21 protein-coding genes and 1 tRNA gene are annotated in these 24,305 nt (G+C 39.1%); 11 read left to right on the forward strand and 11 right to left on the reverse strand.

The window, feature by feature from the left end:
- The 6 genes from EA365_07635 (at position 1) to EA365_07660 (ending at position 6,454) form a co-directional block, all read left to right on the forward strand.
- Positions 1 to 819 carry a UDP-3-O-acyl-N-acetylglucosamine deacetylase gene (locus tag EA365_07635; protein ID TVQ45530.1) on the forward strand — a complete coding sequence of 273 codons (819 nt, stop codon included), beginning with the start codon at positions 1 to 3 and terminating at the stop codon, positions 817 to 819.
- A 2-nt stretch (positions 820 to 821) separates the two neighbouring features.
- Positions 822 to 1,286: a 3-hydroxyacyl-[acyl-carrier-protein] dehydratase FabZ gene (gene fabZ, locus EA365_07640; GenBank protein TVQ45531.1), complete on the forward strand. Its 465-nt coding sequence runs from the start codon at positions 822 to 824 to the stop codon at positions 1,284 to 1,286.
- A 14-nt stretch (positions 1,287 to 1,300) separates the two neighbouring features.
- Positions 1,301 to 2,095, forward strand: a complete 795-nt coding sequence (locus EA365_07645; protein ID TVQ45532.1) for an acyl-ACP--UDP-N-acetylglucosamine O-acyltransferase — start codon at positions 1,301 to 1,303, stop codon at positions 2,093 to 2,095.
- A gap of 3 nt (positions 2,096 to 2,098) precedes the next feature.
- Positions 2,099 to 3,259 (forward strand): lipid-A-disaccharide synthase, encoded by a 1,161-nt coding sequence (locus EA365_07650; GenBank protein TVQ45533.1) that lies wholly within the window; start codon positions 2,099 to 2,101, stop codon positions 3,257 to 3,259.
- A 167-nt stretch (positions 3,260 to 3,426) separates the two neighbouring features.
- Positions 3,427 to 4,383, forward strand: a complete 957-nt coding sequence (locus tag EA365_07655) for a TAXI family TRAP transporter solute-binding subunit (GenBank protein ID TVQ45534.1) — start codon at positions 3,427 to 3,429, stop codon at positions 4,381 to 4,383.
- Between the two features lies 1 nt (position 4,384).
- Positions 4,385 to 6,454: a TRAP transporter permease gene (locus EA365_07660; GenBank protein TVQ45535.1), complete on the forward strand. Its 2,070-nt coding sequence runs from the start codon at positions 4,385 to 4,387 to the stop codon at positions 6,452 to 6,454.
- Positions 6,455 to 6,574: 120 nt separating this feature from the next.
- Here EA365_07660 and EA365_07665 read toward each other — a convergent pair whose 3' ends face one another.
- On the reverse strand, positions 6,575 to 7,528 hold the full coding sequence (locus EA365_07665; protein ID TVQ45536.1) for an FHA domain-containing protein: 954 nt from the start codon (positions 7,526 to 7,528) through the stop codon (positions 6,575 to 6,577).
- Positions 7,529 to 7,793: 265 nt separating this feature from the next.
- Between EA365_07665 and EA365_07670 the strand changes: the two genes are divergently transcribed.
- The gene (locus EA365_07670; protein TVQ45537.1) at positions 7,794 to 9,515 is read left to right on the forward strand and encodes a SulP family inorganic anion transporter; all 1,722 of its coding nucleotides are present in this window, start codon (positions 7,794 to 7,796) and stop codon (positions 9,513 to 9,515) included.
- 21 nt (positions 9,516 to 9,536) lie between these two features.
- On the opposite strand, the gene EA365_07675 is transcribed toward EA365_07670, so the two are convergent.
- Positions 9,537 to 9,608: transfer RNA gene (locus EA365_07675), tRNA-Lys, on the reverse strand.
- Positions 9,609 to 9,706: 98 nt separating this feature from the next.
- Between EA365_07675 and secG the strand changes: the two genes are divergently transcribed.
- Both secG and EA365_07685 read left to right on the forward strand, forming a co-directional pair.
- Positions 9,707 to 9,937 carry a preprotein translocase subunit SecG gene (gene secG, locus EA365_07680; GenBank protein ID TVQ45538.1) on the forward strand — a complete coding sequence of 77 codons (231 nt, stop codon included), beginning with the start codon at positions 9,707 to 9,709 and terminating at the stop codon, positions 9,935 to 9,937.
- A 71-nt stretch (positions 9,938 to 10,008) separates the two neighbouring features.
- Positions 10,009 to 10,668, forward strand: a complete 660-nt coding sequence (locus EA365_07685; protein ID TVQ45539.1) for a peptidase — start codon at positions 10,009 to 10,011, stop codon at positions 10,666 to 10,668.
- 1 nt (position 10,669) lies between these two features.
- On the opposite strand, the gene EA365_07690 is transcribed toward EA365_07685, so the two are convergent.
- The 4 genes from EA365_07690 to EA365_07705 all read right to left on the reverse strand — a co-directional run bounded on the left by EA365_07690 (position 10,670) and on the right by EA365_07705 (position 15,150).
- Positions 10,670 to 10,873 carry a photosystem I reaction center subunit XII gene (locus EA365_07690; GenBank protein ID TVQ45540.1) on the reverse strand — a complete coding sequence of 68 codons (204 nt, stop codon included), beginning with the start codon at positions 10,871 to 10,873 and terminating at the stop codon, positions 10,670 to 10,672.
- Positions 10,874 to 11,066: 193 nt separating this feature from the next.
- Positions 11,067 to 11,552, reverse strand: coding sequence for an allophycocyanin subunit beta (gene apcB, locus EA365_07695; GenBank protein ID TVQ45541.1), 486 nt, complete (start codon positions 11,550 to 11,552; stop codon positions 11,067 to 11,069).
- A 58-nt stretch (positions 11,553 to 11,610) separates the two neighbouring features.
- Positions 11,611 to 12,096, reverse strand: a complete 486-nt coding sequence (locus tag EA365_07700; GenBank protein TVQ45542.1) for an allophycocyanin — start codon at positions 12,094 to 12,096, stop codon at positions 11,611 to 11,613.
- 339 nt (positions 12,097 to 12,435) lie between these two features.
- Positions 12,436 to 15,150, reverse strand: a complete 2,715-nt coding sequence (locus tag EA365_07705; GenBank protein ID TVQ45543.1) for a photosystem I reaction center subunit X — start codon at positions 15,148 to 15,150, stop codon at positions 12,436 to 12,438.
- Positions 15,151 to 15,355: 205 nt separating this feature from the next.
- Here EA365_07705 and EA365_07710 point away from each other — a divergent pair, with 205 nt between their 5' ends.
- Positions 15,356 to 16,555, forward strand: a complete 1,200-nt coding sequence (locus EA365_07710) for a class I SAM-dependent methyltransferase (protein ID TVQ45544.1) — start codon at positions 15,356 to 15,358, stop codon at positions 16,553 to 16,555.
- A 160-nt stretch (positions 16,556 to 16,715) separates the two neighbouring features.
- On the opposite strand, the gene EA365_07715 is transcribed toward EA365_07710, so the two are convergent.
- Positions 16,716 to 17,633 (reverse strand): VWA domain-containing protein, encoded by a 918-nt coding sequence (locus EA365_07715; GenBank protein ID TVQ45545.1) that lies wholly within the window; start codon positions 17,631 to 17,633, stop codon positions 16,716 to 16,718.
- Positions 17,634 to 17,639: 6 nt separating this feature from the next.
- Positions 17,640 to 19,271 (reverse strand): branched-chain amino acid ABC transporter substrate-binding protein, encoded by a 1,632-nt coding sequence (locus EA365_07720; protein ID TVQ45546.1) that lies wholly within the window; start codon positions 19,269 to 19,271, stop codon positions 17,640 to 17,642.
- A 423-nt stretch (positions 19,272 to 19,694) separates the two neighbouring features.
- Between EA365_07720 and EA365_07725 the strand changes: the two genes are divergently transcribed.
- Positions 19,695 to 20,612, forward strand: a complete 918-nt coding sequence (locus EA365_07725) for a [FeFe] hydrogenase H-cluster radical SAM maturase HydE (protein TVQ45547.1) — start codon at positions 19,695 to 19,697, stop codon at positions 20,610 to 20,612.
- On the opposite strand, the gene EA365_07730 is transcribed toward EA365_07725, so the two are convergent.
- From EA365_07730 to EA365_07740, 3 genes are all read right to left on the reverse strand, one after another.
- Positions 20,604 to 21,806: an FkbM family methyltransferase gene (locus tag EA365_07730; protein TVQ45548.1), complete on the reverse strand. Its 1,203-nt coding sequence runs from the start codon at positions 21,804 to 21,806 to the stop codon at positions 20,604 to 20,606. The two genes, EA365_07725 and EA365_07730, sit on opposite strands and share 9 nt — an antisense overlap.
- Positions 21,807 to 21,860: 54 nt before the next feature.
- On the reverse strand, positions 21,861 to 22,607 hold the full coding sequence (locus EA365_07735) for a DNA-binding response regulator (protein ID TVQ45549.1): 747 nt from the start codon (positions 22,605 to 22,607) through the stop codon (positions 21,861 to 21,863).
- Positions 22,608 to 22,791: 184 nt separating this feature from the next.
- Complete coding sequence (locus EA365_07740; protein TVQ45550.1) at positions 22,792 to 24,228, reverse strand: MFS transporter; 1,437 nt, start codon at positions 24,226 to 24,228, stop codon at positions 22,792 to 22,794.
- Positions 24,229 to 24,305 lie beyond the last annotated feature (77 nt).

A 24,305-nucleotide genomic window follows, 5' to 3' on the forward strand; every position in this document is an offset into this window, starting at 1 on the left:
ATGCAATATACTCTCAAAGATAGTTTTACCCTAACAGGAATCGGGTTACATTCAGGGGTAGAAACTATAGTTACTCTCCAACCTAGTCATCAAGCAACAGGACGCTATTTCCAGCGTATAGACTTACCAGGAACAGCAGAAATACCCGCGGTAGTGCAAAATGTCCAACAAACCCAACTATCTACAGAATTAGGGGTAGGAGAAGCTAGGGTAAGAACAGTAGAACATCTCTTAGCTGCTTTAGTAGCCACGGGAGTAGATCACGTCTGTATCACTATTAATGGACCAGAAGTACCTTTATTAGATGGTTCAGCTAAAATCTGGGTAGAAGCAATTAACAAAGTAGGATTGACTGAGATAGAGAATTCTAGTCTAATCACTCCTGTAATTACAGAACCGATTTGGCGACATCAGGGGGATGCTTTTGTAGCTGCTATACCCTCTAGTTATACCTGTTTTAGTTACGGGATTGATTTTCCTACCTCAGCGATAGGGAATCAATGGTATAGCTGGAATCCTCAAGGGGAAAGTTTCAGCGAGGCGATCGCCCCTGCGCGCACTTTTGCTTTAGCTAGTCAAATCCTCTCTTTACAACAAGCGGGTTTAATCAAAGGTGGGAGTTTAGAAAACGCTTTGGTTTGTGATCAAAAACAATGGCTTAATCCTCCTTTACGATTTACGAATGAACCAGTTAGACATAAAATTTTAGATTTAGTAGGGGATCTTAGTTTATTAGGAACTATTCCTGTTGCTCATTATCTGGCTTATAAAGCTAGTCATCAATTACACGTTCAGTTAGCCCAAGCTATTAAGGAGTAAATGTGTCAGAAAATACCATTGTGCCAGCAAATCAAACTGTATTTACCGTAGAAGAAATCCAACGAATCTTACCCCATCGTTATCCTTTTGCTTTAGTCGATCGCATTCTTGAATATGTACCAGGTCAAAAAGCGGTAGGACTGAAAAATGTTACTTTTAATGAAGAATATTTTCAAGGACATATACCAGGAAGACCTCTAATGCCTGGAGTATTAATGGTTGAAGCTATGGCACAAGTGGGGGGAGTAGTTTTAACCAAAATGCCAGGAATGGAGGGTAAATTCTTTGTTTTTGCGGGTATTGAAAAAGTGCGTTTTCGTCGTCCTGTTGTACCTGGAGATCAGTTAATCATGACGGTAGAATTATTGAGTTTTAAAAGAAATCGTATTGCTAAAATGCAAGGAGAAGGTACAGTAGATGGTCAACTGACCGTTCATGGTGAGATGTTATTTTCCTTGCTTGATTAGTTGGAGAGATTCTCTTGAATAAACTAATTCATCCTACAGCGGTTATCCATCCTCAAGCTGAAATAGATCCCAGTGTTGAGATTGGTCCTTATACAGTGATTGAAGATAAGGTTAAAATTGGTGCGAATACTAGTATTGGTGCTCATGTAATTATATCTGGACCTACGGAAATTGGCTCAGGAAATCGTATTTTTCCAGGAGCTGCTATTGGTTTAGAGCCTCAAGATTTAAAATATCGTGGGGGGGAATCTCGGGTAAAAATTGGGGATAATAATACTATTCGTGAATACGTGACGATTAATCGGGCTACCGCAGAGGGGGAAGTTACCGAGATTGGTAATCATAATCTCTTAATGGCTTATGTTCACGTTGCCCATAATTGTAACTTAGCAGATGGGATTGTTATTGCTAATAGTGTGGCTTTAGCTGGTCATGTGGTGATTGAGTCTAAAGCTGTAATTGGAGGTGTTTTGGGTATTCATCAATTTGTACATATTGGTACTATGGCTATGTTGGGGGGTATGAGTAGAATCGATCGCGATGTTCCTCCCTATATGTTGGTAGAAGGAAACCCCGCTTTGGTAAGAACCCTGAATTTAGTTGGTCTTAAACGTAGTGGGGTGAGTCCTGAAGGTATTAAATCACTGAAACAGGCTTTTTCTTTACTATATCGTAAGGGTGACAGTTTTACTCAAGCTTTGGCAAACTTACCAACTCTCGGGGATGATTCCTGTCTAGAACATTTATATCAGTTTTTACTAAAATCAACTACTGAACAAGGGCGCAGAGGTCCTATTCCTGGACGTTAGATCATGCGTATTTTTATTAGTACTGGAGAAGTTTCGGGAGATTTACAGGGCGCTATGTTGGTAGCTGCTTTGTTTCGTCAAGCTAAACTAGCTAATCTCAATCTAGAAATTGTGGCTTTAGGTGGAGAACAAATGGTGCAACAGGGTGCTAAGTTAATTGAGAATACTAGCGCTATTGGTTCGGTGGGTATTGTAGAGTCTCTACCTCTAGTCTTACCGACTTGGCGGGTACAACGTCAAGCTAAGGCTTATCTTAACTCTCATCCTCCTGATTTAGTGGTTTTAATCGATTATCTCGGTCCTAATTTAGCTATAGGTCGTTATCTTCGTCAAAAATATCCCCACGTTCCTATTATTTATTATATCGCTCCTCAAGCTTGGGTCTGGTCTCCTAATAACGCTGATACTAAGGAAATAGCTAAAATTACTGATCATCTCTTGGCAATTTTTCCTGAAGAAGCTCGTTTTTTCTCCGCTCAAGGTGTTAGGGTAACCTGGGTAGGTCATCCTCTCTTGGATCGTTTGGCTGATTCACCTTCTCGGGAAATGGCGCGCCAAAATTTGGGTATCGACGCACAAACAACGGTTATTACTCTGTTTCCTGCTTCTCGTCAACAGGAAATTAAGTATGTTTTACCTGTGATGTTTGCTGCGGCTAAAGTTATCCAAGATAGGTTGTCTCAACCTCTAGAGTATCTGATTCCTCTATCTTTACCTAAGTATGCTGCTGCTATTGCAGAAGCGATCGCAACTTATGGATTAAAAGCGAGAATTATTAGAGAAAGTTCTCTGACGGCGATCGCAGCTGCTGATTTGGCGATTACTAAATCCGGTACGGTTAATTTAGAGATTGCTTTACTTAATGTACCTCAAGTAGTCTTGTATCGGGTTAATCCTCTGACTATGTGGGTAGCTCGTAATTTATTGAAGTTCTCTATTCCTTTTATGTCTCCTCCTAATTTAGTAATGAATCGCGCTATTGTGCCAGAATTATTGCAGGAAGAGGCTAGTTGTGAAGGTATCGTCACAGAAGCTCTGGCAATTTTGACTAATTCAGCTAAAATTAACCAAATTAAAGCGGATTATCAAGTTATGGCGACTAGTTTGGGAGAGGTAGGAGTGTGCGATCGCGCAGCTGTAGCTATCCTAAATATGCTAACTTAGGTTCTAATCTAGTAGCCCAGGGAAGAGGGAAATGCGCGAATGCGCGAATAAGGCAAGAGATGTAATAGTTAATTAACTCCTCCCTAGGAACTCTTGATCTGGGTTTGACAACCTGAAAATGTACTAACATTAACCTGTATTGATATTTTACTGTGTGAGGAGAAATTATGTTGAAAAAATCACTGTGGTTAGGTGTTGTGGGGGCGATCGCCGCTGTTATCCCTGGTTATCAAAGTCTCGCTCAAGAATTCTACACTATTGGGACAGGTGGAGTAACTGGGGTATATTATCCAGTGGGTGGCGCTACGGCTAAAATTGTTAATGATGCTCAAGTAGGTTTACGCTTAACGGTTGAATCTACAGGAGGTTCGGTATTTAACGTTGAAGCGATTAATGCTCAAGAATTAGATCTAGCGGTAGCACAGTCTGATGTAGTCTATCAAGCTTATAATGGTCAGGAAGCTTTTGAGGGCAATCCTGTAATAAAATTGCGCACAGTTATAGGACTTCATCCCGAGCCAATGCACCTAGTCTGTAATCGTAGCGCAGGAGTCAATAGCTTTCGCGATATAGCAGGAAAAAAAGTCAATCTCGGTAATCCAGGTTCAGGTCAATTAAATACCGTCCAAGCTATGTTAACAGTCTTTGGCATGAGTGAACAAGATGTCCAAGCAGAGTATCTCAGAGCTGCTGAAGCACCAGATTACCTTAGAGATGGTCGAATTGATTGTTTTTTCTACGTAGTAGGTATTGGTGCAGCTGCGATTCAAGATATCACTACTACGGCTGATGTTAATCTAGTAGAGTTAAATGATCCCGAATTACAAGAATTAATCGAACAATATCCCTATTATAGTTATGCCACAGTTCCCGCGGGAACTTATCAAGGACAAGATCAGGATTTAACCCTCTTTGGTGTCAAAGCTTTATTCGTTACTAGTACTGATGTACCTGATGAGGATGTTTATAAAATCGTTAAAGCTATCCTCGATAACCTGGAGACTTTTCAAGCTACCCATCCTGCTTTAGCTAATCTCACTCCAGAAGACTTTATCCAAGGGATTGGCGCCCCCCTTCATCCTGGTGCTATTAAGGCTTACCAAGAGGCGGGATTGTTAGAATAGCATGGTAGAAAATAGCGGGACAACTGAAGCTGAACGTTTGGTAGCGGAAACAGAAACAGGCTCACGTAACCCCGATGGTGTGATGAAATGGGTTATTGTGTGTCTGGCTGTAGGTTGGTCGCTTTTTCAATTGGCGATCGCTAGTTTCTGGGTGTTAGATGCTACGCGATCTCGTGCTATCCATATCACCTTTGCTTTAGTACTCACTTTTCTACTGTTTCCTTGCCACAAAAGGAGCAATTTAAGCAAAATTCCCTGGTATGACTATCTATTAGCTATAACAGCAGGTTTCACTAGTCTCTATCTGGTGATTGACTATCTAGGTATTCAACAGCGTTTTGGTCTCCCTTTGGATAGAGAGGTAATTATCGGTACGGTTTTTTTAATATTACTTCTAGAAGCTACTCGTCGTACTTTAGGACCTGCTTTAGCTATTATTGCTGTAATCTTTTTATTATACGCTTTAACAGGTCCACGGGGAATGATTCCCATTACTCTACCTGAACTGATCGCCCATCGGGGTTATAATCTCAAACGGATTGTCAGTCAAATGTATATCACTACTGAGGGAGTGTTTGGAGTAGCTTTGGGGGTTTCTACTCAATTTGTCTTTCTCTACGTATTATTTGGCTCTCTGTTAGATAAAGTTGGTGCGGGTAAGTATTTCGTTGATGTGGCTACAGCTTTTTTGGGTGTGTTTAGGGGTGGACCTGCTAAAGCGGCGGTAGTGGCTTCGGGGTTAACTGGTTTAGTCTCTGGTTCGTCTCTAGCTAATGTGGTGACGACGGGAACTTTTACTATCCCTTTGATGAAGCGATCGGGATATCCAGCGATTAAAGCTGCTGCTACAGAGGTGGCTGTATCTACTAATGGTCAATTGATGCCCCCTGTGATGGGGGCTGCTGCTTTTATTATGGCTGAATTTACGGGTCAACCTTATTTTGCGATCGTTCGGGCGGCTTTTATACCAGCAATTATTTCTTATTTAGCATTATTTTATATTGTACATCTAGAGGCTCTGAAATTGGGTTTACGGGGTTTACCTCGTTCTGAATTACCTCCTCGTCGTGAAACTTTTTTCCAGGGTGTTGATAACCTGATTCCTCTGGCTTTTTTAATGTGGGGTATTGTCATTAGAGGTTTTAGCCCTGGTGGCGCGGTGATGTATGCGATCGCCTTAGTAGCTGGTTTACAACTAATCAAATCTCTGTTAATCTCCCTTAGAAATTCTGAGTCTGTTAAATTATCTCTGAGTAAGACTATCAATACCCTAATTATGGGTTTGGAATCGGGTGCGCGCAATATGATTGGTATCGCAGTAGCTGTTGCTACGGCAGGAATTATTGTGGGGATTGTTAATTTAACTGGTTTGGGTTTACGCTTAACCGAAATTATCGATTTTCTTAGCGCTTGGTTAACTCAGGGTATCGTCTGGTTGGTTTTACCTGTGGTTAATTTGTTGGGGGGTAATCCTGAAGTTTTTAGCAATTATCTACAGTTTTTATTAGTTTTAGTGGTTACTGCTATTGCTAGTTTAATTTTGGGTTTGGGTTTACCTACTACTGCTAATTATATCGTTATGGCTAGTTTAACTGCTCCTGTAATTGTCCAACTAGCTGAACAGTTTAATTTTAATATCCCTCTATTAGGTGCTCATTTATTCGTCTTTTTCTTTGGTATCTTAGCTGATGATACTCCTCCAGTGGGTTTAGCTGCTTACGCTGCGGCGGCGATCGCTCGTAGTAATCCTATTGCTACTGGTATTCAGGGTTTTATCTATGATTTGCGCACGGCTATTTTACCTTTTTTGTTTATTTTTAATAGTAAGTTATTATTAATCGGTGTTGATAATTGGTGGGAGGGAGTTTGGGTATTTATTACTGCTATGATTGCGATGTTTGCTTTTGCTGCTGCAACTCAAGGTTATTTTCTCAACCCCAGTAATTGGCTAGAAAGATTATTATTATTTGTGGCTACTTTTTTACTATTTAATCAACATCTAGGCACTGATTTACTGGGGTTTTTGTTAATTATTTTAGTTGCTTTAACCTCAGTTCGACGAAGTTTATAACAGTAGGGAGAGGGGAATGTAGAATGTGCGAAAAAATAATTAATTCGCGCATTAGGGAATAACACCTAATACCTAATACCGAACTCATCTTGCGTTATGGCCATGAAAACAACTACAGAATTAAATTCTTAATAAATTCAAATTAATAAATAAGTTACCATCAGTTTTTTCTGTTAACAATTGATTGACTCTTTCGATTAAAACTTTACCGTTACGTTCGGTTTGTGGTACTTGACTATAAGCTCCCGTGATCACATTCTCTGTTTCAGAAAAGTTAATCTTTTTAGAGGTCATATAGATATCTATAGCTATATTTTGGGCTAATTCAGCAACCTGTTTTTGGTTACAGTTATGTAAAACGGCTATTTCTAAATCATTAAATGAGAGGATAAAATCATAAGGGTTAGTAATTTTCTGATTAACAATTAATTGATATAGTCTTAAAATTTTATTATAACTTTTTGGGGATATTTGCTGCATTTTTTTAGAGTTATAGTAAATAAAAATAAGAGATAAAATAGTATTTTTAGCTCTCACCATCTCTAATTCTTTTTCTAACAACAGACACAGCATATTTATGTTTTGTACATAGATTCTTGTATCTAAACGAGAAGATGGGAAAAAATCTGCGTAGGTAGTTTTAACTGGTAATTGATTATTTACTGGTTGTTTATCTGGTTGTAAAAGATTGCCTGTGGGGGCTAAATCATCGCTATTATCTTCTTCCTCAAATCTGTCTTTAACCTGATAAGTAATTTTTGTGCCATCAGGGAAATCTATTTGATCTCCTGGTTTTAATTGGTGCATTAAACAGGGTTCACTATTAACAGTAAAACCATTAGTACTGACAATACCCTGTTCGTTACCGTCAATAATCCAAAAAGAGGTAACTTCTTCATCATAAGACTTAATCGGTAAAATTGTTGCGTGACAACGAGAGATAACCCTTGATTTGATTACCAAGGAATTAGAAGAATGTCTCCCAATCGAAAATGATTCATTATTCAGCATAAAAACTGTACTACTTCCTTCACGTTCCACCACAAGAACATGATCTAATGCAGAATTTTCCATATCATAAAAAAAGCTTGATTGAATCGTAGATAGAGCCAGTATAGCAATAATTTCGACGGTTTTAAATAACTCTTGCTTTGTAATATAAAAAAAACTAATTATTTAATTTAAAATTTAAATGTTAATAGTCTTTTAATAATTTAAGTTTTAATATATGATTTTTAACATAGAATTTAATCAATGTTTAATATTATCTTCATAGACAAATGCTGATATTAAACAAATATCAAACAGATAATTTTTACTTATCTTTAGGGAAAACAAGATGCAGATAACCAATTTAATACACTTTAGAAACATCAAGGGTGATATATTTGGCGGAATCACAGCAGCGGTAGTAGCTTTACCCATGGCTTTAGCCTTCGGGGTAGCTAGTGGTGCGGGTGCGGGTGCAGGTTTATGGGGTGCGGTGTTAGTAGGCTTTTTTGCAGCCCTATTTGGGGGAACACCGACGCTAATTTCTGAACCCACAGGACCAATGACAGTGGTAATGACAGCGATTATTGCTGAGTTAACCCTAACAGCAGAAACTCCTGAGAAAGGTATGGCGATGGCTTTCACAGTAGTCATGCTAGCGGGATTATTTCAGGTGTTGTTTGGCTTGTTACGGTTGGGTAAATACATCACGATGATGCCCTATACCGTTATTTCAGGGTTTATGACGGGTATTGGTGTCATACTTATTATACTACAAACAGCACCTTTTTTAGGACAAGCTAGCCCTAAGGGTGGGGTAATAGGAACTCTGCAGAATTTACCTAATTTAATAGCGAACATTAATCCAGTAGAGACGGGATTAGCTTTAATGACTTTGGGTATCCTGTTTTTTATGCCGGCTAAATTCAAGAAATTTGTCCCACCCCAATTAGTAGCTTTAATCATTGGTACAGCGGTTTCTTTATTATTTTTCAGTAACGTAGATATCCGTCGTATTGGGGAGATTCCTACTGGTTGGCCCTCTCTACAAGTACCTACTTTTGGTGCTAGTCAGTTTAGACTGATGGTTGTTGATGCTCTAGTTTTAGGAATGCTAGGTTGTATCGATGCTTTGTTAACCTCAGTAGTAGCTGATAGTTTGACTCGTACTGAGCATAATTCTGATAAAGAGTTAATCGGTCAAGGTTTGGGTAACATAGCTTCTGGTTTGTTTGGTGGTATCGCCGGTGCTGGTGCTACTATGGGTACGGTAGTTAATATTCAATCTGGTGGACGTACCGCTTTATCTGGTATATCACGTTCTTTAATCTTGTTGGTGGTAGTGCTTTGGGCTGCACCTTTAACGGCGAGTATTCCTCTAGCAGTCTTAGCGGGTATCGCTTTTAAGGTTGGTATCAATATTATGGATTGGCAATTTCTGAAAAGAGTCCACCGTATCTCTTGGAAAGCAGCGGCTATTGTCTATGGTGTAATTGGTTTGACTGTCTTTGTGGATTTAATCGCTGCTGTGGGTGTAGGTGTATTTATCGCTAACGTGTTAACCATCGATAAACTCTCAGAATTGCGCTCTAAATCGGTTAAAACTATTACTGATGCTGATGATGAGATTGTCTTAACTCCTGAAGAAAGACAAATACTCAATGTAGCTAAAGGTCGTATTCTTTTATTCCATTTGAGTGGTCCGATGATTTTTGGAGTAGCTAAAGCGATCTCTCGTCAACATAACGCTATTAATCAGTATGACGTCTTGATTTTAGATTTAAGCGAAGTTCCTCTATTGGGTGTAACTTCTTCTTTAGCGATTGAAAATGCTGTTGGTGAAGCCGTAGATAATGGTCGTCAGGTGTTTATCGTTGGCGCAGGTGGTAAGGTTAAACGCCGTTTAGAAAGTTTGGGGATTAGTAACCTTATCCCTCCTCAGAATTGGTTGGGCGATCGCTTGGTAGCTTTACAACATAGTTTAGCGATTATCAGGGAGATAGAATCACAACCTTACGATATAGCGCCACTTTCCAAGGGAACTGGAAACCCCGCAACTGGGAACAGTTAGACTAGTTGCTAACTTATTAAATGGGTCGCCTGGGGATCGAACCCAGGGCCGATCGGTTAAAAGCCGAGTGCTCTACCGCTGAGCTAGCGACCCTTTATCTGCACACCTTTATCAGAATAACATAGCTTTTTTGAAAAAGCAAGGGTAAACTAAAAAAATAATTACCCCAAAATTAAGGATAAGCAAAAACAATGCAAGCAGAACAACTCGTTCAAATTATCTGGGCTATTTCAGCCCTATTGCTGATAGTCATGGTCTTACTACACAGTCCTAAAGGAGATGGTATCGGTGGAATTGGAGGACAAGCACAATTGTTTACTAGTGCTAAAAGTGCCGAAACTAGTCTTAACCGCATTACCTGGGTTTTAGCTGCTATATTCATTAGTTTAAGCATTATTTTGAGCGCAGGTTGGCTACGTTAATTATCAGAGTAACCCACTGGCTAGTATTGCTCATCAGTACTAGCTTGTTGGTGGCGAGTTTGAGTAAATTAATGGTTCAAGGGAAGGAATACCCGACCCTTGGGGTTCATGCTTTACCCCCTACTCTGGGAGCATGGGTGATTGATTCAAACCAGGGGGATTATTTTGAAGAGGTTAAAGTTATTCCCGTTGTCGAATATTTAATCTGGTCACAATTTCCCGTCAGAGTTTATCTAGAAGGGGGAAATGACCTCTGGAATGAAGGAGTTGTTCAGGCGATCGCTTCTTGGGGAGAATATTTACCCCTAACTCAAATAGAAGAGGAATCAGAAGCCGATATTATCATTAAGCGATCGCCTCCTAGTCCTAAAATTGAGCGTAACCCCCATACAGGTTTATTAGAGATTACCCGAGCTAGAGCAGGTCTTACTACATATAAACTCTATCTTAACCAAGGTATTCTCTCTCATCGTATGCTCATCGAGATTAATCCAGGACAAAATCAGCAAGCAGTTATTGCCACTCTTACCCATGAATTAGGACACGCTTTAGGTATTTGGGGACACAGTCAAGTAGCTACTGACGCTTTATTTTACGCTCAATCTCAGCAGTTTTCGGGTATTTCCCCTAGGGATATTAATACTTTAAAAAAAATCTACCAACAACCTACCGCTTTAGGTTGGATTCAATCTATAGAGATAGAGGGTAGCAACTCCCACCCTCAACCCTAACTTATAAAAGTCCAGTATTAGTGCCTGGTTTACCAGTTGCCAGTTCAACTTTAACAATTTTACCGCCCATTTTCATAATTCTTTGTTGTTCAGTGAACCAATTCTCATAGGGAACGAGCTTAGTAAAATAAGTATTTTGTAACTCTCTTTGAGTACGGATTCTGGTTTGACTTGGAACACAAGCGGTTACCTTAAACATACGCATGGTGGTTTTTCTCCTTGTTGATATGGTTATTTTTTATGTAGAGATAAAACAAAGGTCGGGAGTCTAACCTAAATACCAGATCTACAAAACTCATCTTCATAAGCAAAGACTAAGCTTTTCAAGAGCTAGCACTCACTTTAGACTTCCCGACCCTCTATCTTAATCGAGAAAGAGCGAGTTACGTCTCAAGCTTCTAGCTTAAGCCAGAGCTGATGTAATCAAAGTAAACGCCCATTTCTTTACCAGCATCAGGACCTACTAAGCTAGCGGTTACTTCTTTCATCGCTTGGATAGCTTGCACGGTAGAAGAGATAGGTACACCTAAAGAGTTATAGGTTTCTTTTAAACCATTGAGTACGCGCTCATCTAGGATAGAAGGATCTCCTGCTAACATAGCGTAGGTAGCGTAACGTAGATAGTAATCTAAGTCGCGGATACAAGCTGCGTAACGACGAGTGGTGTACATATTGCCACCGGGACGAGTCACATCAGAGTATAGTAAAGATTTAGCTACAGCTTCTTTAACGATGGTAGCAGCATTAGCGCTGATTACGCTAGCAGCACGAACTCGTAATTGACCAGTTTGGAAATAGCTTTTTAGCTTATCTAGAGCTGTGGAATCAAGGTATTTACCTTGTACGTCAGCACTGTTAATAACAGAGGTAATAGCGTCTTGCATGATTTTCTCCTAATTTGAAGGTTTTGCTTAGGTAAAGAGTTGATTGGACCAGTGTAAATTACTGCATAGCTCCAATAACGTAGTCAAAGTATGCTCCCGCTTCTGATGCGTCGTCAGCGGACATTTGACCGATCGCTACATCTTTCATCTCACGTACACTTTGAGCTACCGCTTCAATAGGAGTACCTAGAGATTTGTACATTTCACGAACACCTACTAAGCCGATTTCTTCGATAGGAGTTACATCTCCTGCTACGATACCATAAGTAATAAGACGTAGGTAGTAGTCCATATCACGAAGACAGGTAGCGGTCATTTCTTCGCCGTAAGCGTTTCCACCAGGAGAAACTACATCAGGACGTTTTTGGAATAGTTGATCGCCTGCTTGTCTAATGATTCTTTCGCGAGATTCGGTTAAAGTTTGGGCGATGCGTAAACGGCTTTCACCACCTGTTACAAATGCTTTGATTCTATCTAGTTCACCGGGGCTGAGATAGCGAGCTTCAGCATCAGCATTCACGATTGACTTCGTGACGATACTCATGGATAAATTCCTCCGTAAAAAAGAGATTTAACTTAAAAATCAAACCAGAGTGATTAAAACTGGTTGTTATATCAACAAGATCTTTGAGTTAGTTAGTCAACTATACCCTAGATTGGTTACTTATTTTTCACCAATTTGGCGGGACTCAAAAAAACCTCATCGCAATCATTTTGCGATATTATGTCCATCTTTGCTATGATCTCTTAACATTTTTTAACATATTTTTCAGAAACAGTAAAATACACTGTAACAATTATATAAATGTAAATGAAGGTAAACAGAAAAATCTCCCAGTCTAGTTAAACTGACTAGGAGATTATGAGTAGGTAGGTTTAGTTACTACATTTTGGTTGGGACTGGTTTAAAGCTAGGTACAACAATCTCGTCGTTTTGCTTAGTCAATTGATTGTACAGTCTTTCGGTATTGGGGAAATTAGCCGCGGGTAAAGTAGGGAAACGTCGATAGGGGACAGTATCCTCACCAAACACTTGCAGATACTCCATGCTATTAACCATGGCATTGATGAAAGCACGAATTCCTTGGGAAGCTAAAATCTGGTTATACTTCTGAATTTCGCGCTGATTGAGTGGAGCACGTCCGAGAAAATGTTTTGTGCCTAGTTCAATTACCTTGGTATTAGGGAAGGGAGTATAGAACTCTTTGATATATAGTTCAGAACAACCTAAAGCAGTAATAAACTCTCTCACGGTTATTTCACCGTTGCGTAACTTACTTTCTAGATTAGTGAATTGTTCTTTAACTAAGTAAGGTTCGATATCCCGCTCAAAGATCTGACGATAAGCCGCCATAACTAGATTTTTGAAAGCTACCTGATCCTGTAGATTAGTCAGTTTAAAGACTTTGCTCTGTTCACGTTGAGTGCTAACACCTTGTTTAATGCGGTTTTGAATGTCATTGTCAGAGCGAACCTCGGTAACCGCACCCAATTCGATAAAGCGGGGAGTTGTTTCGGGTTCAACTTTAACACCTACATCCAGACCAAGACTACCAGGTCTTAACTGACGTAATTGTAAGCCTGCAGGGGTTAAATAGCGCTCATAAGGTACAGTATCTTCCCCAAAAGCTTCGTTGTACTCAGGACTGTCGATAATCGCATCTACGAGAGCGTAGAAACCTTTTCTGGCACAGATATCAAAGTAACTATTAATCTCTTGACGACCATAGGTAGGACGACCCAATAAACGACGGTGGATATATTCGATCGCTTTGGTGATGTAGAGAGAAGACCAATACATACTGCGGAAGACTTCCGACTTAGCTAAGATACGGATAAATTCTCGTACAGGAATATCACCATTTTCTAAGCGAATTTCGGCAACTGAGAGACGTTGACCTTCATAGAGAAGACGTCCAAACACTTGACGGTAAGCAGCTTCGATTACCTTTTGAGTAGAGACTTCTGTCGCTTTGACGCTAGTACCATTACTCCCTCCACTATTAGGTAAAGTCGAGAGACGGAAAACTTTAGGACCTAATGAACCAGGATTTAAACCTCTGGCTTTGGGGTTGCTATTCTGGTTATAGATACCGGGACCACGATTGATTAAAATCCGTTTAGTATCTTTGTTGAATGGTGCAGGACGAGTATCGGGGTTACTAGTTTCTTTGGGGAAAATAGCGCCAAATTGAATCTCTAGGGGGTCATTACCTGAACCGTAAACGTGTTGATCTGGTAAGGGGCGATCGTATTTAGCAAAGGTGGTAATAAATTGGGGAACTTTGCGGAAGGGGGCGCTATAGTTAAACAAGTCTTGCTGCATCCCCCAGTTACGACATTCTTGAGCTTCTTGACCCAAACCACGAAGATAGGGGACAGTTTCTTCTCCAAAATAATCGGAGTATTCTTGAGAATCTACTAAAGCGTCGATTAAAGCTGCTAAACCTCCTTCTGAAACGATCGCAAAGTATTGTTGTACTTCTTCACGAGAACTAGGTCCACGTCCCAAAAAGTGACGGAAAGCTAATTCTAGAGCACGACTATTGATATATGGCTCAAAAAATTGTTGACGATAGAGAGGAGATTTACCTAAACGACGGACAAACTCTTTCATAGAGATATCGCCGTTTTTAACTTGAGATTCTAGATAAGAAATCGATTGACTGTAAGCTTTGGTAATATCTCTTTCAAAGATTTGGCGATAAGCTGCTTTAACTACTGCTTGTTTTTCTAAAGCTGAAAGTCCTGGTTTCATTACGAACTTTTGGCGTTTTTGAGCAGCGTTATAATAGCTCTGGGGTAATTCTAAGCCCTGTTGATCGCTCTTAGATCTTTGGCGTAATTTATTAGAGGGGGTAGGTGCTTTGAACTCGCTAATTAAGACGTCAAAATATTGGTTGATAATGCTTTTGGCTTCATCATCTCTTCTGAAGTATTCTACAGAACAGGCTTTCATGGTTTGTAAAGCCACAATGGTAGCGTCTGTAGAACAAGCGTTCTCGATTACTTCCCTTAATCCTCTGACGTTAACCACGAGAATGTTAGGATCTCCCGCTACAATTGCATAGGTTACGTAGCGCAAAAACCAGGATAAATCCCGTAAGGATTTTTGCATATTGCCAGGACCATAACGAGCAATATTAATAGGACGAAATCCAGGAGGAGTTGCTCCAGTATTTGTAGTACTTAATAGAGAACGTAATCCACTGAATAAACCACCGCCACCGCTACTACTTTCAGCGTAAGTAACAGTGCCTAATTTCATTCCTTCTTTTAATTCTGTAGTTGCTCCTACTCCCGCCATCGCCATTTGGGGGGCTTCTTCTACAGGTGGTTTTTCTAGGAAAGCCATGGGAGAACCACCTACAAAAATGCGGTTAGCTGCTCGCGAGACGATTAGATCCGAGTTTTCAGTAATTGTTTCGGCGATTTCTAGACGTTTGCTACCAGATGCAAAATAGGTAGTTAATTCGTTGAGTTCGCTATTTTCTAAGAAACGATCTTGTTGTTCGGCTTGAGAAATAGCTGATACTGGTACAGTTTGGTATAGTTGGGGTGAGGCTACGGAACTTCCGCCACTAGCTTTTACACTCATGCGTTTTTGATTCTCCCTTGAATAGATACTTAAATTTTTTTACCTTTTCCTTTGGGGGTGACTTTTGTTGTCAAAGTCTATGTTTGATTTTTATGTCAGCATCTAGATTAAATCTTTTCTGACATTCTGAGGCTTATTGTTAAGAATTATGTCAAACAAAGTTTTTCGGCGTTAAGGCTTAAAGTTTATAATAAGCGATCGCTGTATGCTTAACAGAAAAATGTCAGAAAAAGTCGCTAAACTATACAATACTTATCCTTTTCCTCCCGATCCTCTCCTGTCTGAACCACCTCCAGGGTATAATTGGCGCTGGAATTGGATAGCAGCTTATAATTTTTGTACAGGAGCAAAACCTCCACGTCAAGATATTCGTATTCTCGATGCTGGTTGTGGTACAGGTTCTAGTACAGAGTATTTAATCCATCTCAACCCCGAAGCCCAAGTATTGGGGATTGATTTGAGTGAACAAGCCTTAGCTGTAGCTAGAGAAAGAACCCAAAAGTCGGGAATAGCAGCTAAATACGGTGATAAACTCCGCTTTCAACGCTTAAAACTCGAAGATGCTGCCGAAATAGAGGGAGAATTTGAATTGATTAACTGTGTCGGGGTTTTACATCATCTCCCCAATCCCGTAGCGGGTATTGAAGCTTTGAGTAAAAAATTAGCCCCAGGTGGGATAATGCACATTTTCGTTTACTCAGAATTAGGACGTAGAGAAATACAATTAATGCAGCAGGCGATCGCTTTGTTACAGGGAGATAACCGCGAAGATTATCGCGAAGGAGTCAAAATAGGTCGGGAAATATTCGCTAATCTACCCTCTGATAACCCCTTAGTTATACGAGAACAACAACGTTGGGCTTTGGAAAATCAACGAGATGCTTGTTTTGCTGATATGTATCTGCATCCTGTGGAAGTTGACTACAATATCGAAACCTTGTTTAATTTGATTGACGCTTCAGGTTTAGAATTTGTGGGCTTTTCTAACCCTAGTTATTGGAATTTAGAGAGGTTATTAGGAACTTCCGAAGAGTTAATCAAACGAGGAGAACAATTAAGCGATCGCCAACGTTATCGTTTAATCGAATTACTAGATCCAGAAATATCTCATTATGAATTTTTCCTAGCTCGTCCTCCCCTAGTTAAACTAAACTGGTCAGATGATCAACAATTAGTTGAAGCAATAGTAGAACTCAATCCTTGTTTAGATGGTTGGCCTGGTCAGAGTTTATTTAACTATGATTATCAATACGTACAACTATGCGAGTTAGAGTACCAGTTTTTAGAGAATTGTACCGCTAAACCCAGTACAGTAGGAGAACTTTTAGGAGAACTTCCCCAACTGAATTTAGAGATAGTGCGATCACTACAAACTAGACAAATAATCGTTTTAACGAGAAAGTGAGGGAGAAGTCGGCATAAGAAGTTCGGAGTACTGCAAAGCGCAGCACCGATAGTAGAAGGAGTAATTCTGAATTTAGAATGAGCGAATTAATTCTTCATTCTTCATTTCCCTGTTCCTTTTAACTCCGAACTCCGTTTCTCCGAACTCATACTAAAGTAAATTAACAACTACCTGTAAAAGGTAAAGCTAAATCCAACAATCGATAAATACCAATCAATATACCAGGAGTAGCGAAAGTCCAAAATAAAGCGTTACTCAAGGCTAAACGCCCTGCAAAATTTAAAGGTAACTTGAATAATCCCTGGAAAATCCACCGATCTAAAGGCATTACTAATGTCCACATCAGAGCCATCCAGGTTAAACCTAAACATAATAAAACCCAACGCCAATTATTATTAAACTCGTTAAAAAACCTGTTAGTAAATAACTTTTCTAAATCAGCTTCTAGGGGTACAGATAAATAAACTCCTCCTGTTAACAGAGAAGTCATTCTGATATCTTCTGCTTCATCTCCAATGACGATCGCATGGATTCTAATTCGGTTATCTCTAGCTTGGGCTATAGTTTCAGGAGCAATACTAGCTATACCATCGGTGACTAATAATAATTCCCGACAGCGATCGTCTATCGTATTTAATAACCTGATTCCCTCTCGAATGGCTAAATCTAGGTCAGTTCCTCCTCCTAAATCCCTAATTAAGCTAGGATTAGCTAAAGTTTGATTTAACTCTTGAGTTAGTAATTGACTATCGTCTTTAAATCCCGTAGTTAATTGTCTAGGAATACTAGCAAATCCGATAATGGTCACTAAATTTGGTCGTTGCAGAATTCCTGAGTTATTTTTCTCTAGATAAGCGGATACCGCGAGAATTTCTTGATTGAGTACTGATCCTGGTGCGTTAAACTGTGATTGTGGATAAGTACTCGGATTCAAATCTAGGGCGATCGCCACTGCTACTGTTGGTCTCCCGATACCGAGAAACCAAACTAAGAGAGTGGTAAGTAAAAATATCAGCAAAAAGATACAGGGAATTTGAAACAGGGGATAGCGAGTTAGGGGACGAAGATAACTAGTCATGATATTTTATAGTGCTGTAAAACCATGAGTAGCTCCTGCAGGTCCATGATTTCCTGGTGTAGCTTTAACTAAGGGTACTTCACCAAAGATACTTAAATTGATTGAGCCATCAGCTATAGTAATCCCTTGTTGTAAAGATTGGTAGATATCACCACGATTAGGATTTTGACTGACTGACTCTGTTAATATTTTAGTCGCGTCATAGGCTGTTTTGGTTCTCCAGCTTACCTTTCCTCTCCATAATTGTAAAGCTTCTTGAGCAAAGGTATCACCAGGGGTAGAACTCCAGGGTACAGCTAAAACCAGATTACTAATTTTATCTTGTCCTTGTACCAGAATTTGTGGATTATACATCTCATCTCCACCGAGTAACAGCATCTGATTTTGATTATTATCAGCGATATCAATTGCTTCTGTGATTCTATCCTTACTTAAAGCGAGGATAACGGTATTAGCTTGATTTTGACCGGCTTGATTAATAGCTTGACCAGGGTTAAAACCAGGATCATCAATATCGATCGCTTCTACTAATTCCCCATTGACTTGAGGTAAAGTAGCGATTAGTGAATCTTTGAGATTGTTACTATAGTCGCTACTGGAATTATAGAAGATAACTACTTTTGGGGTAGTTTTTTGGGTTTGGGCATATTCTAACAGAGTTTGGGCTACAGAATTGAGATAGTCTTCGACTAATTTATCTTCTGCTTGATTGAGAGAGATTAATCTGAGGTTGGTTCCCTCTATTTTAGTATTGACAGGAGATAATACCGCTAGTTGAGATGATTCGTAGGTTTGCATTGCTAATTTACTACTTAAATCAGCTCCATAACCGATTACTGCTAGTATATCGGGATTATCTATTAAGGCTTGGGCTAGGGGTGATGCTATACTTCGATCCCCTGGGTTTTGGTCAACTACTACTACCTCTAATAACCTACTTCCTTGATTTTGGTTGAATTCTGATTGATATTGCGCTATTCCCCGTAAAATCTCTTGAGCTGAATCGGGACTACTAGCAATCGGGACAACCGCTGCTATAGTTATGGGTGTTCCTTGTTGCCTAGCTTTAGCGTTGTTGAGATAGATTTGACTTTCTGGATCATTGGGGTTACTATCTACTGCTTGTTGATAAGCGGCGATCGCTTCTGACCAATTTTGTTGTGCAAAGGCTGTAGCTCCTGCACTTTTTTCAGGATTATCTGCTAATAAGATTCTATTCCCTTGACTGATTAAATTAGCTGTACTTGTATTTGGTGTTGGTTGTACACCTCCTCCATTTCCTGTTGGTGTTTGTACATTTCCCCCATTTCCTGTTGGTGTTTCTACATTTCCCCCATTTCCTGTTGTCACTGGTTCTAAGCTAGGGGGTTTTGGTCTGAGTAAAAACCAGCCAATTCCTCCTATCATCAATACTATTGCTGCTATTGCTCCAGGAATTAGCCAGTTAATCTTAGCTGTCTTTCCAGGATTAACTATTTGGGTTGGTACTACAGTTTTCCCTGGTGACATCGCTTCTTTTGGTAAACCACAGATTACACAAACATCCCCATAATTCTCATGAGGAGGATGAGGTCCGGAGCAATTGGGATAATTCTGATTATTTTTTGGCTCTCCATCACAAGTCCAAGTCTGAGACATATTTGCTATCTCCTTGTTCTACTACTGTACTTATAATACTATTATAATAGTTGCTATTAAATTTATGTTAACTTTTTCTTTATAATCAAGATTAACTAAGATTTTTATGTTATTATAACTTAAATAATGAAAGTTATTTAACTACCTAACTATTGATTATTAATCTCAGCCTAGTTGTGGGCTGTCAATCATCTTTGTTGATGGTTAAAATCACTTATTGACAGGGAAGATAGTTTAAAATGCTATTTTATCCCCCTCAAACACCTGTATCTGTCTTGAATCAGACAGAGTTTACTTAAGTTTACCCAAGGTTAAACTAGGGTATAATCTTAAGTATAAGAATAAGTTATTGACAAAATCACTTGAGAGCATAACTCAAGTAAAATTCACATCAAATCATAAAAAAAACTAGAGAGAAGAACAATGAAATTAGTTAAAACAGAAGAAGTTTATGATCTGAAATACTTAACAAAAAGAGAAATTATCGAACTTTTAAAAGCCCAAGGAAAGTTACAACAAGATTTATTTAAAAGAGCCAGGGAAATCAGATTAGATCAAGTAAAAATGCGGGGTATCATCGATATTTCTACCGATAGTGAGGACAGAAATTGCTATTATCTAGATCATCAAGCGATTATAGCGATCGCTAAACAAATAAAAGCAGCCAATTTAGATACAATTGTTTTACAATCAAGACATAACCTAGAATGGAATAGTCTTTTAGAAGAAGTTATTCCAGTTATCAAAAACGAACTAAATTTAAACATAATATTATCTCTAGGAGAGAGAAATAAAGAAGTTTATCAAAAATACGCTAAACTAGGAGTAAACTCATTTGCGCTAGATTTTGGCACATCTAACCCCATTTTAGCAGCTAACGTTTTCCAAACTCCCCTAAGACAAAGACTACGTTGTCTGAATTTCTTACAACAATTGGGGTTAAAAGTTGAAACAGGAAATATAGTAGGATTACCTGGACAAACCCTAGAAAATATAGCAGAAGATATTTTATTAACCCTAGAAATTCAACCCAGTGTGATTAATTGTGTACCATTTGTTAATGACTATAATAGCCAAGAAGAAATAAACTTAGTTTTAAATACAATTGCTATTTATCGTTTAGGGTTGAAAAAGAGTCTAATTACCTCAGCAAATGCTTTAGAACAATTAAAATTAGATGGGAAATTAATGGGAATAAATGCAGGAGCAAATTTATTAAATATTAACTTTACTCCCGCTCAATTTGGTAAACAATATGCAATTCATTCCCGTCAAAGACTAGTAATTGGATTAGAGCAAGCAGTAGATACACTACAAAGAGCAGGGTTAAAATCAGCTTAATTTCTGCTTAATTTTGCGTAAAATCAAACTAGAGAGAGAGGAAGTTTCTAGATACTGTTTTTGAGCTTCCAAGCGAGAAATCTGGTTTTTAAGCTGGTAAATTTCCTCTTGTTGAGCTGCAATAGTAGAATGGCGATCGCGTAAACAAGCGTTAAGTAGAGCACTATGTAATTGTGCGTATCCGAGAGGATCTTTAAGATTACGATCTAAAAGTTTTTCGGGAGAGAGAAGCAATTCCGGTGCGATACCTTGAAAAGCACAGCGACGCAATTCTTGATAATTATCTTGTAATTCTTGAGTGCGTGGTGAATTAGTATAAGTTAAAAACAGATTCACCGCGCCAATTTTATCGATTCTGAGGGGATTTTGTAGGGGGGTTAACCCTTCAGCAGTAATTAACCAACCCCCCATACCCTGAGTGTAAAGAGTATCTAATACCTTAATTAAAGCATCGCGACGCTCTTGATTGAGATTTTTGGCGGAAACCTCTAACATAATGACACAATCAGGAGAATTAGCTAAAGTTTGTAAAGCACCTGCTAAAACAGCGAATTCATAACCTTCCACATCGATTTTAACCACATCAACAGAAGATATCTCTAATTTGCTTAAAAAAGCATCGAGAGGATAAATAGGTATAGTGATTTTCTCTTTGATTTTCGCTCTTCCCGTAGCACCAATACCACTAAAAGAAGATTCTTCAGTCAGATAAAAATCTGTTTCACCCTCCATCCCACCTAAACAAATTTGATGAGCCTGTATGATATTATTTAAATGATTAAGGGTGATATTTTCTTGTAAAAGCTCATAAGCATAAGGATTAGGTTCAAAAGCGATAACCATACCAGCTTCAGTTAGCTTAGTAGCAGCAATCAGACTATAGTAACCGAAATTAGCGCCAATATCTAAAACTGTAGCTTTCCGATGAATTAAGCTCAGTAATAATTGAGAGTCAAAATATTCTTGATAATAACTATAGTAGATATCTGCTCCGAGGCGATCGCCTAAATCTACATAACATTGTAAACCCGAATTTAATTGAGCTTGACGAATATCTTTAACACCCACAGGATGATAACGCTCTCGGAGTGAGCGAACAAAATTAGTATAGGGGGTAATCAAGTCGGGGAAATTACTAACCTCGTACAAAAGCTCATGAAGCACGCGCAGCTTCAATTCTATTTGTTCAGCCATATTTTTCTTCCTTGAAAAGCTAATTAATCTTAGCTCAGGATAACCTAACTAGAGTCAAGTTACTGAAGAGAAATTAGGTTGAATCATCGCTTGTAGGTTAATCGCATCAGGATTAAAACGATAACCCACGTTACGCACTGTTTGAATAATACTAGGTTGTCGGGGGTCAATTTCGATTTTTTTACGCAAAGAGAGTACATGAGTATCAATGGTGCGTGGATTATCGATCGCATCGGGCCAGGCTCTTTGTAGTAATTCTGAGCGACTTAGTGCATTACCTTGAGCTTGAGCGAGTACATAGAGTAAACTAAATTCTTGGGGGGTTAATTCTACTAATTCTCCTTGAAATTCTACACTGCGATGTACTAAATCGATTTTTAATAAGCCGTATTCTAGAGCTAAAGGAGCATTATTGGCGCGTTGACGTCTAATTAAAGCTTCTACCCTAGCGGTAAATTCTTGCATCCCAAAGGGTTTACGCAGATAATCATCTGCTCCTGCTCTTAAACCTTTAACTATATCTTTTTCGTTAATACGTGCTGATAAAATCAAGATTAGTGACTTTTCTTCCTGGTATAGCCAATTACAGAATTCTATGCCATCCCCATCAGGTAAATCTGAGTCTAAAATGGTCAAGGTTGGTTGACTATTAGTTAAAAATTGTCTTGCTTGTTGAATAGTTGCACAGTGATGTATTAGATAACCCGCTTGCTGTAGATGCCATCCTAGGAGCGAGCGCAGATGAGGATTTCCTTCTACAATTAGAATTGATATCAAATTTCTCTCAACCCTATTTTTTATAAGTAAACTTTAATTAGGTTTCAGATTAACAAAGAAAATGTCAAGGTTATGTAACAATCGTTACTAATAAATCATTGTTTACAATTAGATCAAATGGAAAAGAAAAAGCTAATTTAGGAGTTAGGTAGAACGGTGGAATGGTGGAACGGTTTTATTGTTTCTATATAACATGCTTCCCCTCTCCCTACTCCCCTCTCTCTACTCCCCTCTCTCTTGCATCTCTTGCCTCTTGCCTTGTGCGTAGCGCTATACCTAATTCAGGATGAGCAAAAAGATAAGTTAATACAGCAGCCAAAATACAGATAACAGAGAGAATCAATAATAAATTACTTACACCGAGAGACTCTTTCAGCACAGGGATAGTATAAGTACCTAAAATCGCTCCCGCTTTAGCGATCGCCGCAGCTAAACCCGCACCACTAGCGCGAATAGCAGTAGGGAAAACTTCCCCTGACAGTAAAAAAGTAGTGGAATTAGGACCCGCATTCATCAACAGGTTAAAAATAATAAAACCCGTAAAGACTAACCAGATATTCACCGTAGCACTTAAACTAGCGATCGCCAAGATAGCCAATCCTAACGCCATACCCAAAAAACCGATAATCTGTAGAGGAATACGCCCCAAAATATCGACAAAAGCGATCGCCAAAATAAACCCCAGAATCAGAAATAAATCCACAAAAGCTGAACCAATCGCACCATTAATCGTTTGTGTACTCAAATCTGTCTGCTCAGCAAAAGCCAAAACAGTAATAATAACTGGTGTAAAAATACCAATTCCATAGGTAGCGATATCCTGTAAAAACCAAGGAATAGTCACTAATAAAGTTTGACGACGATAATCAGCACTAAATAAAGCACTGTAATTAAGAGGAGATTTAGTCTCAATCGGATCGCTTTCGGGAGTAATTTCTATCGACTCATTCAGTAAAATAGAAGCAGCTTGGGAAGCTTGCCCATATTCACCCCGCGTGATATAATAACTAGGACTCTCTAAGAGAAACTGAAAACGCAATATCGCTACTAAGATAGCTAATAATAAACCTACTCCCAACATCCAACGCCAACCATAATGTAATAAAGGCTCAGGATTGGGATAAATTTTACCAAAACTCCAAATTACAGCAATACCTACCAAAGCGCCTAATAATGCTCCCACCGCTTGGAAACTAAAAGCGCTGATCACCATTTTTCCCCTCAAGCGTTCGGGGACATTTTCCGTGATATAGGCTACACTAATGGGATAATCAGCACCAATCGCTATCCCCACCAAAAAACGAAAAGCGATTAACGAAGTAATATTCCAAGCTAAAGCAGTTCCCAAAGACGCAACCAGGAAAATACCGATATCGATAATCAGCATTAACTGACGTCCTATTTTATCAGTAATTGCACCGAGAGTCAGAGAGCCAAGCAAAGAGCCTGCGATCGCCGCTACCGCTAAAGCACCAGTTTGACTAGCATTAATGCCAAAATCCTTTTCAATCAAAGGAAGCGCCACACCAATAATAAAGAAATCAAACCCATCTAAAGCGATTAAACCCGCCGATAGTAGCCATAATAACCACATTGGGCGAGTTAATTGAGCTTGATTAAGTCTTTGTTGAAAAGTTAAACTCATTTAGTTAGGTTAAGTAATTGACAGTCTCGGGGTGACATACTCCTACACCGAATCAAAGATTACGCTGTAGGCTTCTT

It is taken from the genome of Gloeocapsa sp. DLM2.Bin57 (assembly GCA_007693955.1).
Taxonomy (GTDB): domain Bacteria; phylum Cyanobacteriota; class Cyanobacteriia; order Cyanobacteriales; family Gloeocapsaceae; genus Gloeocapsa.